Origin of the sequence: Desulfopila sp. IMCC35008 (assembly GCF_010646885.2) — a bacterium.
In the GTDB taxonomy this organism is placed as follows: Bacteria; Desulfobacterota; Desulfobulbia; order Desulfobulbales; family Desulfocapsaceae; genus Desulfopila.
The window spans coordinates 1,368,041-1,385,246 of record NZ_CP050700.1; the positions used below are offsets into that span (position 1 = coordinate 1,368,041).

Consider the following 17,206-nt stretch of genomic DNA (forward strand, 5'->3'; position numbering starts at 1 on the left):
AAATTTAAATTGCTTGTAAAATTTTCATGTGACATGGATTAACAGGGATTGCTTTAATGTCAGGTAGTAGCCTTTTGACTGTTCAGGATAGCGTGGTTTTGCGGAATTTCATTGCAAGGAGACAGCATGGATACAAGTGATCGACTTAACCACTTGATGAAGTTACGAGCGGAAGCCAGTCTGGGTGGTGGTCAGGAGCGAATAGACAAGCAGCACGCCAAAGGTGCAATGACGGCGCGTGAGCGCATCAATATGCTGCTTGATCCGGGTTCTTTTGAAGAATTCGATATGTTCAAGACCCATCGTTGCCGGGATTTCGGCATGGATAAACAGGTTTTTCCCGGTGACGGTGTCGTCACCGGGTATGGTACAGTGAATGGCAAGATTGTGTATGTTTTTGCACAGGATTTCACGGTGTTGGGTGGGTCCCTGTCAGAGACGTTTGCCGAAAAGATCTGTAAGATCATGGATCTGGCCATGAAAAACGGGGCACCGGTAGTAGGGTTGAATGACTCTGGCGGTGCACGAATTCAGGAAGGAATCGAAAGTCTTGCGGGCTATACAGATATTTTCTTACGAAATGTCATGGCCTCGGGAGTTGTTCCCCAGATCTCTGCTATTTTCGGTCCTTGTGCCGGAGGGGCTGTGTATTCACCGGCTCTGACAGATTTCGTAACCATGGTCCAGGGACAGTCATATATGTTCCTCACAGGTCCCAAGGTCGTCAAATCTGTTACTCATGAAGATGTAACGGTCGAAGAACTTGGTGGTGCTGCAATGCATGCCTCACGAAGTGGCGTGTCAGACTTCGCCGCACCTTCTGAAATCGAAGCTATTGAGTATATCAAGCAACTGCTTTCGTTTATGCCGCAGAACAATATGGAATCACCTCCCATGATTTCCACAAACGATCTGCCGGAACGCATTGCACCACCTCTTAATGACATCATTCCGGATAATCCTAACGCCGCCTATGACATGAAAGATGTCATCTTGCAGACGGTGGATAACGGTGAATTCGTTGAGGTGAAAGCGGACTTTGCCCCTAACATCATTGTCGGCTTTGCACGTTATAACGGCATGAGCGTTGGCGTGGTGGCAAACCAGCCTGCTCATCTGTCAGGTGTTCTCGATATTGACTCATCGGTGAAAGGCGCACGGTTTGTTCGTTTCTGTGATTGTTTCAATATTCCCATAGTGACATTCGTCGATGTTCCGGGATTCCTTCCGGGAACGGTTCAGGAGTATGGTGGTGTCATCAGGAATGGTGCCAAGATTCTTTATGCGTTTGCAGAGGCAACTATCCCGAAAGTAACTGTCATTACCAGAAAGGCGTATGGTGGCGCCTACTGCGTCATGAGTTCAAAGCATCTCCGCGGAGATATTAATTACGCCTGGCCCACTGCTGAAATAGCGGTTATGGGAGCGAAAGGCGCCGTTGGAGTTCTGTATGGCAGGCAGGCTCGGGCTGAAGAAGACCCGGCCAAATACCTGGCAGAAAAAGAGAAAGACTACCAGGATACAGTCGCGAATCCGTATGTCGCCGCCCAGCGTGGATATATCGACGATATCATCGAACCTGCCAACACCAGGCTCAGGATCATCAAGGCATTGAAGGTGCTGGAGAATAAGCGTGACACCAACCCGATGAAAAAGCACGGGAACATACCGCTTTGATCGCCACCTTTAAGGTTGTGTAATAAAAACAACAAAATGAATCATATAACGATTTGTTTCGTGAAATGATGGCCTGAATAAGGGAGATGAAACATGGTTAAAGTATTTATCAGAAGAAGAGTACTGGATCAGGATATTCCCGAGTTGATGGAGTTGTTGAAAAAACTGCGTTCATTAACACTCAATCAACCTGGATACATATCAGGTGAAACACTTAAACGACTGGATCAGCCCGGTTCCTGTGTTGTGATTTCTATATGGACTTCGAAAGAAGACTGGGACAACTGGCTGAAGAACGAGGAGCGTGCTGCCGTACAGGCGGAGATAGACCGCTTCTTGGGGACCGAGACCCAGTATGAGGTTTATGGGTAAACGGCTACCCTGGCAAACGTGAAGGAGTTTAACCTTCTTAAACAGGTGGATGTAGAGATGGCAGACAATAAAAAGAAAATGGCAGCGGCATTGTCAGCGGTTAGCACGTATCTGCAGCAGGAGGAAGAAGCTGCAGCCCTGCAGGCACAAGCTGCGGAACTGACGTCCGCACCCTGTGAGTACGGGCTCAGCCAGTGGAGTCATAGCGGCCGCCAGGAGATGATGTCCATGCGGCGGCTGATCCAGCTGAGAGCTTTTGATCGTTTTCGATAGAACACAACGTATGTGCCATGTATAGGAGACAGGAACCATGAGCGACAAAGTAAAAATGACCGCAATGAATTACGAGGCAAACCGTCGAAAGGCGAGTAACCCTATCAAGATTATGGACCTTTCACTGCGGGACGGACATCAGTCCCTGTTTGCGACCCGCGGTCGGACTGAAGACATGATACCGGTAGCTGAAATGATGGACGAGGTAGGCTTCTGGGCGATTGAGACCTGGGGTGGTGCAACCTTTGATACCATGCACCGTTTCTTGAATGAGGATCCTTGGGAGAGGCTGAGAACCCTCAAGCGGTATATAAAGAAGACTCCCTTTTCCATGCTGCTTCGGGCGCAGAACCTGGTTGGTTACCGGAACTATGCTGATGATCTGGCTTATGCTTTTGTCGACAGGGCAGCCGAGAACGGTATGGATGTCTTCAGGACATTTGATGCCCTGAACGATTACCGGAATTTTGAGACTGTCGTCAAGCAAATCAAGAAGAGCGGTAAGCATTTTCAGGGCTGTATCTGTTACACTCTGACGGAACCGCGTCTTGGTGGTGAGGTATACAATCTTGATTATTTCGTCAACAAGGCCAAAGATCTTGAAAGTATGGGTGCTGACTCTGTCTGTGTGAAGGATATGGCTGGGCTTATGGCGCCTTACGATGCATATCCGCTCATCAAGGCCTTGAAGAAAGCAGTAAAAATACCTATTCATCTGCATAGTCATTTCACCTCCGGGATGTCACCAATGACTCACCTCAAGGCTATTGAGGCGGGTGTTGATATCATTGATACCTGTATGACTCCGTATGCATATCGAACCTCTCATGCAGCAGTTGAACCACTGGTAATGGCACTACTTGGCACCAACCGGGACACCGGCTTTGATATCAAGAAACTGGCAGAGATTAACGAGATCTTCGAAAAACAGATATTGCCAAAGTACAAACATCTGCTTGATACCTCAAAAGTATCCATCATCGATATTAATGTACTGCTGCATCAGACTCCGGGTGGTATGCTCTCCAACCTGGTGAACCAGCTGCGTGAAATGGATGCGCTTGATAAGATCGACGAGGTCTACAAAGAGTTACCGCGTGTCCGAAAAGAGCTCGGCCAGATTCCGCTGGTGACTCCAACCAGCCAGATTGTCGGTGTCCAGACTGTCAACAACGTCCTGCACGATACACCGGATGAGCGATACAAGATGATCACAGGCCAGGTGAAGGACCTCTGTTACGGTCTCTATGGAAAGACAGCAGTGCCTATCGATAAAGAGCTGCAGAAGAAGGCATTGAAGGGATACCCGCGTGGAGAAGAGCCGATTACGTCACGACCTGCAGAGGTCCTTGAGCCAGAGCTCGAAAAGGCCAAGGAAGAGATAGGAGATTTGGCTGTCGATATCGACGATCAGATCCTCTATGCAATTTTTCCGGTCACCGGTAAGAAGTTTCTGGAATGGAAGTATGGCAAAACAGAGGCACCGGACAGTGTTAAGCCGATCTCCCTTGAGCAGGTTGCTGCGCGTGATGCACTGGTCAAGAAAGCACTGGCCGGAGAGCTTATCGAGAAGCCGGATGCTCCGGAGAAGACCGAAGCGGTACGCAGTTTTAACGTCTATGTGGATGAAGAGTTCTTCCAGGTAGATGTCGACCCAGTTGGTGGTGCCCCTGTAATTGCCACACCCCAGGTTGCTGTTGCCCCTGCTGCCCCGGTAGCACCTAAAGCTGCTGCCCCGGTTGCCAAAGCCGCACCAGCTGCTGCATCTGCCCCAGCACCTGCCGCGTCCGCAGACGGGACGGTCCTTGCTGCACCGATGCCGGGTATGGTTGTAAGATTTGAGAAAAAAGTAGGTGATACGGTGAAGCAGGGTGATACTATTCTTATCCTGGAAGCGATGAAGATGGAAAATGCACTCGTGGCACCGTGTGATGGAACCATCAATGCAGTTAACTTTGCGGTCGGTGATTCTGTCGTCAAGGGAGCGACACTGGCTGTTATTGGCTAATATGGTGCTTACATAAAACCACTCCGGGCATGAAGGTCGTTTGTAAACGACCTTCATGCCTTTTTTATTTCCAGTACAGGAGGGTGAAATGATTATTCGTGAACTAAACGGTACTACACCTCAATTCGGGCAGGACTGTTTTCTCGCTGAAAACGCAACAGTGATCGGTGATGTGATTATGGGTGACAATTGTTCAATCTGGTACAATGCTGTTGTCCGTGGAGACGTTCATTATATACGTATGGGTGACAAGGTGAATGTTCAGGATGGAGCAGTGATTCACGGAACCTATAAAAAATCGCCTACTAATATCGGTAATAATGTTTCTATTGCCCATAATGCAATTGTGCATGGTTGTACGGTGAAGGACAACGTCCTTATCGGGATGGGAGCAATCGTTATGGATGATGCAGTTGTCGAGAGTAATAGTATAATTGCAGCAGGGGCGGTTATAACCCGTGGAACGCATGTAGAGCCGGGATCTATTTATGCGGGTGTGCCGGCAAAAAAGGTGAAAGATATCAGTCAAGAACATATCTCTGGTGAGATACAGCGGATAGCGGACAGTTATATCAAATATGCCAGTTGGTATAAAGAAGAGTAAAAGTTGCGGAACAGGGTACTGATTCCGGCCAGAGTCCATTTGTTCATACTTCTGGTGTCGGAATTCTGCGGTGCCGGATAATAAAAGGTCCACTTTTGTCATTTTTTGAGGTTGGAGTACCCACGACAATGATGAAAAGTTATAACGGCAGTTGTCATTGTGGAACTGTGCGGTTTGAAGTCGTTACCGACACTAATCACAGTGTTATTTGTAACTGTTCAATCTGTAAAAGGCGAAATACGGTCATGTTGCGATGTAATGAGCAGGATTTGCGAATTATCTCAGGACGTGACGAATTAACTCTATATCGTTTCAATACCATGGTGGCAGAACACTATTTCTGCCAAAAATGCGGCATTTATACATTTCATAAGATGCGAAAGGCGCCAGATAAGTATGCTGTTAATGCAGGATGTCTGGAGGGGGTGGACCCTTATGGATTGCAACCTGCCTCTATACGCGGGTCTGCAAAATAGTTTCCATCCTGAATTTCAGCATTCTAGTCATAATGAGAGTCGCAACGCTGAGATTGGACAGATGGGTAGTTTTTGAATGGGAACTTAATAGAGTAGCCCTCGACCCGCTGACTTTTTCAAGTGAAGTGTCAGATCAAATCGGGACTATCTTAAATAATACTTGTAGTCAGATTGAGTAGAACGTGCTGTTATATCCGTGCCAGCTGCTGCGAAAGCACCATGGCTACTTGTATAACATTTCGTAAAAAAGATGACTTGTCTTCGGTCATACCTGCTGGGTTTCAGGAGGGGTAATCAAAATATATACTCCTTTCCACGCATACTGTATGAAAGAGCAACTGGAACATTTCCGATATACTGCATCATGACGCGAGGTACTTCGTATTGACGCTCAGCCCAGGAGGCTGTCTGAGAATACCCTTTTCCCCAGTTCTTCGTCATTTCATAATAATACACGGTACCCGGTCGTGTTCCTACCCAGCCTCATCGTTGCGGCACAAACGTTACCCCCGTAATATCAGTTGCAGGGCAGCTTCGTCTCTTTGTCTGTGGGCTCTGCCATGTTTATTGATGATTGGCAGGGAATCATACCATTTCAGGGACAGGTGAGCTGATTGAAATCCATGTCGAATGTGCCGATACTTATTTGTTTATATCATATTGGATAAAGACGTATCAATGTACCCAGGGAATTCAGGTTAGACGGTTGTCAGGTTTACCAGAAAACCAGCGGAAATGGCCATGAGCATAGCTGAGGCGAGGAAGGCTGCGAGCAGGGGAAGCCTGAATAGCCCTCTTAGCATGGCAACTTCCGGCAGACTTGCCCCGGCGCCACCAATGATCAGCGCTATTATTGCCCCCATACTCATCCCTTTGGCAAGAAGGCTGGCAGCGATTGGAACCATGGTCGCTGCCCTGAGGTAGAGGGGGATGCCTACTATGGCTGATAACGGCACGGCTAAAGGATTATCAGCACCGGCAATTCCGGCAACCAGATCGGCAGGTAAAAATCCGTGAATGAAAGAACCAGTTGCCACACCTAAAAAAACAAAGGGAAGGAGCGTCCTGAATTGTAAGAGAGCGTCGCTGAAAATTCTCATCCAGCGACTCGGTTGCGGAGTGATTACGGGAAGAACCGGGGGGAAATGAGTATCGGATGTGGGACCGGTAGTCGCGCAACACTGCATTACCTGATGAAGTTGAACAGGTTGCATGGGCACTTCGTTCTCGCAACAAGCAGTTGTTGCAAGAGGGGTGATAGTTGTGGATGATTCAGCGTCTTCAGAATTTTTAAAAAGTACATCCTGTCTTACATAGCGGGCAAAACCGGCTCTCTCCAGGCAGAAACTGATAACGATTGTCATACCGATTGCAACAGTTGCATAAATAAAAGTAATTTCAAAACCGAGCAGGGTGAAAAATAATGGTATGATTATCGGATTGACGAGAGGAGATGTGAATAGAAATGCCATTGTAGGGCCGAACCCCGCTTTTGCCCGCAACAACCCAACCATAACCGGTATGGTTGAACAACTGCAGAAAGGGGTAATACCACCCAGGATAGAGCCAATAAGATAGCCTCCGCCGTACTTCCCTGAAAGTAATCGTTGCACTTTCTCTTTTGGTAAAAACTCATTGATAACGCCAACCATAAAGCTGATACCGATAAACAGGACTGCCAGTTCGGTCATGGTGTAGACGAAGAAGTTTGCTGTTTCTTTTATCAAAGGGAGGTATTCCTGGTATATCATTTCTCTGTACCCATATAACTAGAAATATAGAAATTAAATGCGTGTAAACTGACAGATAATGGTATCAGTCTTTGGGCAACACTCTATTGGCTGCTATTTAGTTTTACTCTGCAGAGTACAACATTCGGATATAAGGTAATCGGTAAGTTCCCTCACTGCGTCAAGCTGTGGTTCGCAGTGTAAAATACGACTTTCCCGGCGTTGTTTAATCAAGCCAACCTGGACAAGGCGTTTAATATGATGCGTCAAAGTAGAGCCGGGTATCCCAAGATTCTCCTGGATCTTACCAACCGGCAAACCTTCGTTTCCGGCTTTTACAAGTAAACGAAAGATCGACAATCGTGTTGTGTTTCCAAGTTCTGCGCATCGGTTGGCAGCATTTTCCAATTCCATCGGGCTCTCCTGATATTCAACCTTCTCTGGTGTATACGTTAGAAAAAAAAGAGGTTCTTGTCAACTATATTTCTAGATATATCGAAACAACAAGGTTGGTTTGAATAACAATGGAAAACTTTCTTTTCATCAAATTCGGTCATGTCCGGGTAGGTGAAAATGTTTCGTGTGTGCTGGCAGAACACGATGATTATCAGCCTGTTTCCGCTGGTTAGATCACGCCATATGATAAGGATTTTCGGTAATGCACTATCATTTCTGGCCGGCGGAGACCCCTGATTGTGAACAGACAGGAAGGGCGGGCCTGGCAGTCTATGTGATGCAGTCGATAACAGTAAGCTTGGTTTTGCAGAAGTCATCTTCATTCTTAACCAGCTTGCAAGCGAATAAATACATCATACTGTCGAAATAGTCGTCAACGATACCGTTAATTTGTTAGAAACCAGAAGGGTTATGGTCAATACAATAAAACCAGAAGGGCGGCAACCATTCTATCTCTCTTCTTGGAAAAGTTTACAATAGACACATAAGCTAGAAGGAATAAATAATGAGAACTTGCAGTTGGTAATTGTGTGGTACTGTAAACTGCGTATTGAAACTCATTGGAATTTCAGGTTTTCTACAAAACTGTTACCTTTCAGATAACCAGTAAAAACTGTAACCAGGAATGACCAGACTATTTTTGAAAATATCGGGACGTTCTCCTCGGTACAAATCTATCAACGAGCGGTATTGAATTTGCCAGCCTGCCAGGTCTTCGAGGTTGAGGTGCTGCGGTTTGTCGCTGAAATTTGCAACCACCAAAACCTTTTCGAGCGATTGTTGTAGATGGTAACGTCCAAATACGAACAAGTGTGGGTTGTCCACTTCGATCAGGTCTCGATTATTGAAATCAGCGAAAACATTGATTTCTTTCCGAACGGCAATCATCCGTTTTAGTGCGATATAAATTTCAAACTCAACGGTTCCAGGTGTGTTTCTCCGCTCTGCTTTTTCCCAGTCAATCGTTGGTCGATGTACCCAGCGACTGTCCCCTTTTTTATGAGGATCATTGCGGTAAGAATCATCGTTTAAGGTTCCAATTTCATCGCCGTAGTAGAGAAGAGGGATACCGCCGAACGAAAGAATCATGCCGTGCAATAAAAGAATCAATTTGATTGAATCAGTAGTGGCCTTGTTGTCTCCAGTTTCCAAGGCATGTTCAAGTCCTGCTAAAGAGGCGAGGGAGCCGGAAATGCGGCTGTCACGAGTCTTGGGGTTCTGCCCGAAAGGCAAACCTCGGGCATGAGAATCGTCAAAGTTGCCGGTGAAATAGTCAATCAGAAATTTTCTATGCTGACTGGGGTTATAGTCGCAGAGTTGAATGTCCCGGTCGTCAAATCCAAGCCCTATGTCGTCGTGGCAACGTACATAATTCAGCCAGGTAGCCCCGTCCAGTTTAACAGGCAAACTCTTTATCCCCTGATTAAGCAGACAAGTATTTTTTGTTGCCACGGCGTCCCAGAGCAGGGCCATAAAGGTTGCATTGTAGGCGATCTCACATTCCTTCGCTATGACCGCATCTTCTCCAAAATATTTTATCACTTCAATAGGGGCGACTATGGCTTCGGCAATAAAAACTACCCCTGGCGCGGAGACTTGACAGCAGTCTTTGAGAAGTTGCAGAATCAGATGCGCTTCACGCTCATTTTGACAAGTGCTGCCGATTTTCTTCCATAGAAAAGCAACAGCATCAAGCCGAAGGATATCGGCTCCCTGGTTTGCCCAAAACAGGATAATATTGAGCATCTCAATAAAAACCTCTGGGTTGCTATAATTGAGGTCCCATTGAAAATCGTTGAAGACAGTCATCACCCAGCGATTCATTTCTTCATCCCAGGTGAAATTCCCAGGGGCAGTTTGAGGAAATATTTCGGGCATACTTTGTTCGAACATATCCGGAACATTCCTTGAAGCGAAACAATAATAATAGTCCTGATATTTCTTTTCTCCGGCTTTGGCCCTGGTTGCCCAGTAATGCTTGTTAGAAGTGTGATTTACCACAACATCAAGCACCAGCAGGATATCACGCTTTTTCATTTCGGTTGACAGGGATTGAAGATCCTCCAGGTTGCCAACCTCAGGGTTGATTTCCCGAAAATCGCTAACTGCATACCCACCATCACTGCTTCCTTCCGGACATTGCATTATTGGCATCACATGGAGGAGGTTAATCCCTAACTCCTGAAAATAGTGCAACCGTTGCTTTAAATTGTTCAGGCTTCCTGCAAATCCTTTGCAGTATAGAGCCATTCCAACTAAACGTTGGCTGAGAAACCAGTTGTAATCTTTTTCTCGGGCCAGATCGAGCTGCCGGAGTTTTTTCGGGCGTTTGATATACTGTAGGGCCATTGCTTCCACAAGCTTTTGAGCCAGCTCCTCAAAATCATCTCGATCGCCGTAAAGATTTTGAAACAGAGAGTGGATACCGTAAAAGTTTGCCCCGAGTCGAGTATAGAAGTGTCGTAAGTCCTGTTCGGATATTTCAGGTTTGATACGGTTAAGAATATCGTTTAAAAGCGTGTGGGAGACCTGTTCGTACATAATCTACCTAGAAAGATGATCGATGAGGTTTACCTTGGGTAACGTAACTGTTACTCATATTAAAGCGAGGATATAAACTCTTTAAAAATTATAGTCAATCGTTGTCGCCCCACGTAGCTCAATGGTGCTTCCTGCACAATATTGAGCATTGCGGAGACTCTGGTCAATGGGTCAATTTGCACGAATTATGTGAATATAAAAGGCATTGAAGGCATCGGCTGCACCATAACTATCTGTCTTGCCAGTCATCATCGCCCTGTTTTGTCTGTTGCGGATCCCTGCAAGCCCCAAAAAAATCGTAATATTCAAGTGCCTCAAGAATGCCTGCGGCATGTGGACGGCTTGAAAAATATACTCGTTCTATATCATCTAGCAGTGACAGCTCTTCATGGTGACGATTAGCAACCACAGCAGCCAGGGTATTACCACGCATCATGTCTTCGTCAGCTCCAGACCCACCGGCAACAAAGACGGTTTCCAGGGGAATGCCCAGTTGTTCAACCACATAACGTAATGCCATGCCTTTTGAGGCTCTCAGCGGAAGAATATCCAGAAATTGTCCAAAAGCAGTCTGGATAAAAAAGGACAACTCCTCTCTGTGCAGCAACTGTTTGATTTCCTCTATATCAACGACCTCTGGATCAATATAATAACTGAGCTTAAAACGACTTTGCTTACTATTGGGTTGACTTTTCAAGCCTGGGATATTGACGAGAAGCGACTTGATTTTTCGTGGTGACCATTGGTAATCGATATGTTTTGTCCAGGCGGTATCTGTTGCAAGCTTTGGGGCGTGATAAATTTCGCCACCGCTACTTGCAATAAGTACATCCGGCTCTGGTATTTTGTGCTTTTTCATGAGTTTCAGGGCAGAATCAAGGCGTCTTCCTGTGGCGATAATGAAGTGGCTACTGGTGCGATTTTTCCTGAGAAGTTCGACTAGCTTTCGAAGCGACTGATCTTTGCCAATCAGGTTTTGGTCGAGATCACTCACTATTGCCCTGTCGCGGTAGAGGCCAGCCCGCTGTTTCACCGGAATGCGAAGTAGCTGTTCGGAGCGATCCGCAATTGGCTTTACAATGGCAAGGTAGCGCTTGGCATGGGCATCCCAGGAGTAGTTCTTTTTAACCCCGTAAGCCCCCTGACTTGCATATTTCTGCCATAACTCTCGATCTTCAAGAAGTTTTAACAGTGCTCCTGTAATTGATTCTGGTTCCAACGGGTCAATGAGAAGTCCATTGTTGCAGTTGGAGATAATATCTTGAGGGCCGCCATCTTCGGTGGCGACAATTGGTAATCCACAAGCAGCGGCTTCAATCTGGGTCAACCCAAAAGGTTCAGTTAGCGCTGGATTGACAAAAACACCGCCGGAGGCTGCCGCAATTTGGTAAATCATCGGAACCTGATCACGTTGATGGTGCTTGGGTAGGGCGACCCTTCCATAAAGATCGTACCGGTCAATGGTGATCAGCATTTCATGAAAAACCTCCTGTGCCCCATCTTCCAGGTCATCTATATCATCACGGTTGCCAGCAATTATTAAAAGGTTGGCTAATTTCTGCAGATGGGTGGAGAGTCCATAGGCTTCAATAAGGGCGGCGATGTTTTTACGTTTGTCCGGGCGCGATAGGGCCAGGATAATAGGCTTGTTCGGTGACTTAAGATGTTTGGTCAGTTCTTTGAAAAGTGATGTTGATAATTCTATGCCAGTCGGAAGTGTGAACTGATTGAGGTCTGTACCCGGCGGCACAACTCGCATTTGATCTGGCTGATAGTGATCATAAAGCTCATATTGCTCTGTAATTTCCTGATGGGTGGAGGTGATAACCCGTTGAGCAGTGGCAAGCGTCTGTTCTTCAGCCTCAATACGCCTACTCATTCTAAAGCGGTTTTCAATTTCCTGCGCCTTTAAACCGCTTGCCAAGAGTCGGCTCCGCTTGACCCGGCCTAGAGAGTGACCTGTGTGGATGAGCGGTATGCCGAGCAGGCTGGCAAGATATGAACCAACATGGCCTGCATCGGCGTAGTGGCTATGAATAATGTCTGGGAAGCATTCAGAATCACGAAAAAAATTAACCAAATTGTCTGTGAAAAAATCGAGATGATCCCATAATTCCTCCTTTGCAAGGTACCCCTCGGGCCCGGCATCAATACGCACAATTTGAAGATTGTTACTAAATATCTCTATTGGCTTCGCGTAGTCATTTGAGACATTGTCACCGACCACGCGCTGCGTAATGAGATCAACCTTACTGACGCCATCTTGCTTTGAGAGAGCCTGGGCTAACTCCACGACATAAAGTGTCTGTCCGCCAGTGTCAGCATCACGCCCTAGCTCCAGGTTGTGCCAACGGATCAATCCATGTATGCTCAGTAGCGCAATATAAAGTCCATTATTTGGTTTGCTCACAATTATCCCTTATTTAAAAATGCCTTACCATATAATATTTCAACCGCGAAACCACTTTGCAGGAGCGAGGATCAACCTGATTATTGCCTGATCACTCCTTACCCGCCCTCTCAGCCACTGTGGCCCCTGCGCTGAATTTTTAAGATCCAGCAAGAGTTTAGGAATCATTATCCAATGGTCCTGCCACGAGAAATGGTGAAGCCTCTATCTTTTCAGCCGACATCATACTCACAATACGATTGATCGAGCTAAGTATCATGAGTTGTTCCCATTCCTCTAAAGCATAGTAAGAGTTAGTAAATTTTTCCTGAAGCGGAGACGGCGCATTTTTCAGTAAATGCTTTCCTTCTTCTGTAATGGATATATGGATTCGACGTTTATCTTCACCTGACCTTCTTCTGCTCACGAGATTATTTTTCTCAAGCCTCACAATAATTGCCGTAACGGTTCCCTGGGTCAAAGATACTGCTTTGGCAAGCTCCGATGTGCTCAGTGAAGGGCAATCAGCGAGTTCTTGTAGAATCACGAGCTGGGGGCTCGTTATGCCAGCTGTTTTCAACAGGCGCTTTGAGTGTAAATCAATAGCCTGTGTAATTTTCCTCAACCCTATCAACAACTCCTTGCTCCGAAGTTTGTTTTTGTTCTCCAACAGGCACCTCCTTCAATATGATTGTTACATGGCCTGGATTAATTCTGCTGCTCTTTGTCCGACAATATCTAAGTTAGTTCCCATTCGAAAACTAACCTTTTGGAGTCCTTGCTTCTCTGCCCAATATTGGCATTGTTTATGAGTATATTTAAACACAAATAAACATTGTGTACAATGTTTATATACTTTGACTACAAAGTATTAATGTGGGACATGTTGATATTCTTTGGTAGATAATAGCAAGCAAAAACAATAATTTAAGTGTTTAGTGTTGGCGGGAGCTTTGCTTTTTGGGCTACGGAGTGGCCAATGATAGTTTGACGTCAATTGACTTTTCTGTTGACATGTGAAATAGTATGCAAGGATAGATGTCAATTAGCGCTTCTCGACTGGTGAATGCAACCCAGGGACAGATTGCCGGGAACAAAGGACAGGTCATCAGTTAACAAGAAAAAAAGGAGAAATAAAATGTGCGGAATATGCGGTGAGATTCGTTTTGACAACTCACCAGCTTCTCTATCAACAGTTGAGCAAATGACAAAAAATATGGCACAGCGAGGCCCTGATGCAATGGGTATACTCATGCAGGGGAGGGTCTGCCTGGGGCATCGTCGCTTAAAAATAATTGATCTGAGCGACCAATCGAGGCAACCGCTGAGCGATCCTTTCCTGGGCCTTGACGTTGTTTTTAACGGTTGCATATACAACTATAAAGAATTGAAACTTGAATTGCAAAACAAGGGGTATCGCTTTTTCTCACAAGGCGATACGGAGGTTATCCTTAAAGCCTATCATGCTTGGGGAAAGGATTTTGTTAACCGTTTGAACGGCATGTTTGCTGTGGTAATTCATGAGAGAGATTCGGGGAAGATCATTCTTGCACGCGATCGATTAGGCATCAAACCAATGTATCTCGACGAACGTGGAAAAGTATTACGTTTCGCGTCCTCCCTCCCTGCACTGCTGAAAAACGAAGGAGTAGACACTAATATTAATCCAGTGGCTTTGCACCACTATCTTCACTGGCATGCGGTTGTCCCGGCACCCCACACAATCCTTAAAGGAATAAGTAAGTTACCGCCAGCTACCCTGCGGGAATACAAACCAGATGGGAGCTTCAAAGACATACTGTATTGGCAGCTCAACATGAATCACCCAAAGCACCCTGAGGTGTTCTCTGAAAAAGAATGGGCCGATCTTTTGCTTGATGAACTAAGGAAAGCAGTCAAGCGGCGCATGGTTGCAGATGTTCCTGTCGGAGTTCTTCTCTCAGGCGGGGTAGACTCAAGTCTACTTGTCGGGCTCTTATCAGAGGAGGGGCAAGGTGGTTTGAATACCTTTTCTGTGGGTTTTGAAGCAGCTGGTGGGGAAAAGGGAGACGAGTTTGTATATTCAGACATCATCGCTGATCATTTCAATACAAAACATCATAAAATTTTCGTACCGTCTGACGATCTTTTGCAAACCATACCAGGTACAATTTCAGCCATGTCCGAACCGATGGTTAGTTACGATAATGTCGGTTTTTTTCTGCTCTCCCAGGAAGTGGCCAAGCATGTCAAGGTAGTTCAGAGTGGACAAGGTGCTGATGAAGTCTTCGGCGGGTACCATTGGTATCACCCTATGACTTCGAGCAAAGATCCGCTCCAGGACTACTGCACCGCATTTTTCGACCGAGACCAGGAAGAGTATAACCAAGTGGTTCATGATGATTATGTCCAAGAGAATTTCAGTAGAAAATTCATTGAGAACCATTTTCAAAAACAAGGTGCAGACAATCCTGTTGATAAAGCACTGCGTCTCGATACAACAATTATGTTGACAGACGATCCAGTCAAACGGGTCGACAATATGACCATGGCATGGAGCCTTGAAGCGAGAGTTCCCTTTCTGGATCACGAATTTGTTGAGTTTGCTGGGACCATACCAGCTGAGCTTAAGGTTCGAGGGGAAGGTAAATGGATACTCAAAGAAGCCGCTCGACAGGTAATTCCAGACAGTATCATAGATCGGCCTAAAGGGTATTTCCCAGTACCGGCGTTGAAACACATCGAGGGGCCATACCTTGAACTTGTCCGAGAAACTCTCACAAGCAGTGTTGCCAAGCGCCGTAATCTTTTTAAAGAGGACTACATAAATTTATTACTAGATGCCCCGAAAGAGCACATAACTCCTTTGCGTGGATCAAAACTCTGGCAAATAGCTCTACTTGAGATGTGGCTGCAAACACAGGGGGTTTTATAATGCCTGAAGATAGAAAGGAATTACCGAAAGAACGATGCCAAAACCCATATGACCCTCACTGTATGTCATCGCTTAAACACTGGGGGGAGCCACTTCCCCTTAAAGACAAAACAGAAACAACAAAAGAAGCAGTTGTTGACTGCGGCTGGGGACGTTTGATCTTTGGACAGACATTCTCAAGCCACAATCGACTGGCAAAGGAAATCTGTAAAGAGAAACCGGGATATCGGGATATTGCCATGTATATGCGTGAACCGCATGTGGTGATTTCATATGCGCCGCAAGAACTTTTTATGGATCCGTCCCTAACTTATAGACTGGACTTTCAAGATTATCGAGACAATCGGCTCAGAGTTGAAGGGGTGTCGATTCGTCCTGTACGACCTGATGATAATGAAACAGCAATAAATGCTATTTACCAGGCTTGGGGAATGGTCCCTAACCACAAGGGTTTTTACACTGAGGCGCAAAAAAAGAGCCCCGTACATGTTCTTGTTGCTGAAGATTTGAACAGAAAATCTATTGTCGGTGCAGTAACTGGTGTTGATCATGTTAAGGCATTCAATGATCCGGATAATGGTTCCAGCCTGTGGGCTTTAGCCGTCGATAATCAATGCAGAATTCCGGGTGTCGGCGAAACACTGGTTCGCGAGCTCATCCTTCACTTTATTGAGCAGGGGCGAAGGTTTCTGGACCTTTCCGTTATGCATACGAATAAGGAGGCAAAAGCTCTCTACGATAATTTGGGCTTTAAACAGGTTCCGGTGTACTGCATTAAAAACAAAAACTCGATAAACGAGCCACTCTTCACGGGTCCTGAACCTCAAGAGCAGGTGAATATATACGCAGGAATACTTATTGAAGAAGCTCGGCGAAGAGGGATTAACGTAGAAATCCTTGATGGAAAAAATGGATATTTCAAATTGACGTTGGGGGGGCGCTCGATTGTCTGTAGAGAATCTTTAAGTGAGCTGACAACTGCAGTGGCGATGAGTCGCTGCGATGACAAAGCTGTTACTATGCGGATTTTACAAAAAGCAAGGTTGAATACCCCTGGCCAGATAGTAGTGACCGAAGCGGCAGACTTTGAGTCGTTTCTGGATTCCCATGGCAGTGTTGTTGTAAAACCAGCACAAGGTGAACAGGGGCAAGGAGTATTTGTCGATCTTCGCACAAAGGAAGCAGTTGCTGAGGCAATAAACAAAGCGTCTTCTCTTTGTGAAAAAGTCATTATTGAGGAATATGTCAGGGGTGAGGATCTTCGAATTATAGTTATTGACGATGAGGTCGTTGCAGCGGCAGTGAGACGGCCAGCCACTGTGTGCGGAACCGGTCAACATACAATTCAGCAGCTTATAGAAAAACAGAGCAGACGTCGAGCAAAAGCGACCCGAGGTGAGAGCACAATTCCTCTTGACGAGGAAACAGTCCGTTGTGTTGAGGGTGAAGGGTATAGCTTAGATCAAATTTTACCAAAAGACAGAACTCTTCCCGTAAGAAAAACCGCAAATCTCCATACTGGTGGTACCATCCATGATGTGACTGCTGAGCTAAATACAAAATTAATCAGAGCTGCAATTACGGGAGCCAGAGCTCTTGATATTCCAGTAGTAGGTTTTGACTTTCTCGTACCAACTGTTCAAGGAGAAGACTATGTAATTATAGAGGCAAACGAGAGACCGGGCTTGGCAAACCACGAGCCCCAACCTACTGCTGAAAAATTCATTAATCTTCTCTTTCCACAAACGCGACAGGTTACGCAATAA

Annotated in this window: 13 protein-coding genes; 8 read left to right on the forward strand and 5 right to left on the reverse strand. The window is 45.9% G+C overall.

Annotated features, from left to right (window positions below):
• The first annotated feature begins 126 nt into the window (after window positions 1-126).
• The 6 genes from GA520_RS06215 (at window position 127) to GA520_RS27100 (ending at window position 5,410) form a co-directional block, all read left to right on the forward strand.
• Window positions 127-1,677: an acyl-CoA carboxylase subunit beta gene (locus tag GA520_RS06215; RefSeq protein WP_163339062.1), complete on the forward strand. Its 1,551-nt coding sequence runs from the start codon at window positions 127-129 to the stop codon at window positions 1,675-1,677.
• A 93-nt stretch (window positions 1,678-1,770) separates the two neighbouring features.
• Window positions 1,771-2,049: an antibiotic biosynthesis monooxygenase gene (locus tag GA520_RS06220; protein ID WP_163339061.1), complete on the forward strand. Its 279-nt coding sequence runs from the start codon at window positions 1,771-1,773 to the stop codon at window positions 2,047-2,049.
• A 57-nt stretch (window positions 2,050-2,106) separates the two neighbouring features.
• The gene (locus tag GA520_RS06225) at window positions 2,107-2,322 is read left to right on the forward strand and encodes a hypothetical protein (RefSeq protein WP_163339060.1); all 216 of its coding nucleotides are present in this window, start codon (window positions 2,107-2,109) and stop codon (window positions 2,320-2,322) included.
• A gap of 37 nt (window positions 2,323-2,359) precedes the next feature.
• A complete protein-coding gene (locus GA520_RS06230; RefSeq protein ID WP_163339059.1) occupies window positions 2,360-4,330 on the forward strand; it encodes a pyruvate carboxylase subunit B in 1,971 nt (656 codons plus the stop codon).
• Window positions 4,331-4,418: 88 nt separating this feature from the next.
• Window positions 4,419-4,934 carry a gamma carbonic anhydrase family protein gene (locus GA520_RS06235; protein WP_163339058.1) on the forward strand — a complete coding sequence of 172 codons (516 nt, stop codon included), beginning with the start codon at window positions 4,419-4,421 and terminating at the stop codon, window positions 4,932-4,934.
• 245 nt (window positions 4,935-5,179) lie between these two features.
• On the forward strand, window positions 5,180-5,410 hold the full coding sequence (locus tag GA520_RS27100) for a GFA family protein (protein WP_205749320.1): 231 nt from the start codon (window positions 5,180-5,182) through the stop codon (window positions 5,408-5,410).
• A gap of 698 nt (window positions 5,411-6,108) precedes the next feature.
• Here the strand turns inward: GA520_RS27100 and GA520_RS06240 are convergent.
• The 5 genes from GA520_RS06240 to GA520_RS06260 all read right to left on the reverse strand — a co-directional run bounded on the left by GA520_RS06240 (window position 6,109) and on the right by GA520_RS06260 (window position 13,196).
• Complete coding sequence (locus GA520_RS06240; protein ID WP_163339057.1) at window positions 6,109-7,137, reverse strand: permease; 1,029 nt, start codon at window positions 7,135-7,137, stop codon at window positions 6,109-6,111.
• A 117-nt stretch (window positions 7,138-7,254) separates the two neighbouring features.
• Entirely contained in the window at window positions 7,255-7,554 is a 300-nt protein-coding gene (locus tag GA520_RS06245; protein WP_163339056.1) for a helix-turn-helix transcriptional regulator, read from the reverse strand.
• Window positions 7,555-8,184: 630 nt separating this feature from the next.
• Window positions 8,185-10,137 (reverse strand): alpha-amylase family glycosyl hydrolase, encoded by a 1,953-nt coding sequence (locus tag GA520_RS06250; protein WP_163339055.1) that lies wholly within the window; start codon window positions 10,135-10,137, stop codon window positions 8,185-8,187.
• A gap of 229 nt (window positions 10,138-10,366) precedes the next feature.
• Window positions 10,367-12,547: an HAD family hydrolase gene (locus tag GA520_RS06255; protein ID WP_163339054.1), complete on the reverse strand. Its 2,181-nt coding sequence runs from the start codon at window positions 12,545-12,547 to the stop codon at window positions 10,367-10,369.
• A 157-nt stretch (window positions 12,548-12,704) separates the two neighbouring features.
• On the reverse strand, window positions 12,705-13,196 hold the full coding sequence (locus GA520_RS06260) for a MarR family winged helix-turn-helix transcriptional regulator (RefSeq protein ID WP_163339053.1): 492 nt from the start codon (window positions 13,194-13,196) through the stop codon (window positions 12,705-12,707).
• Between the two features lie 468 nt (window positions 13,197-13,664).
• Between GA520_RS06260 and GA520_RS06265 the strand changes: the two genes are divergently transcribed.
• A complete protein-coding gene (locus GA520_RS06265; RefSeq protein WP_163339052.1) occupies window positions 13,665-15,440 on the forward strand; it encodes an N-acetylglutaminylglutamine amidotransferase in 1,776 nt (591 codons plus the stop codon).
• Window positions 15,440-17,206, forward strand: coding sequence for an N-acetylglutaminylglutamine synthetase (ngg, locus tag GA520_RS06270; RefSeq protein ID WP_163339051.1), 1,767 nt, complete (start codon window positions 15,440-15,442; stop codon window positions 17,204-17,206). The genes GA520_RS06265 and ngg overlap by 1 nt, the downstream gene beginning before the upstream one ends.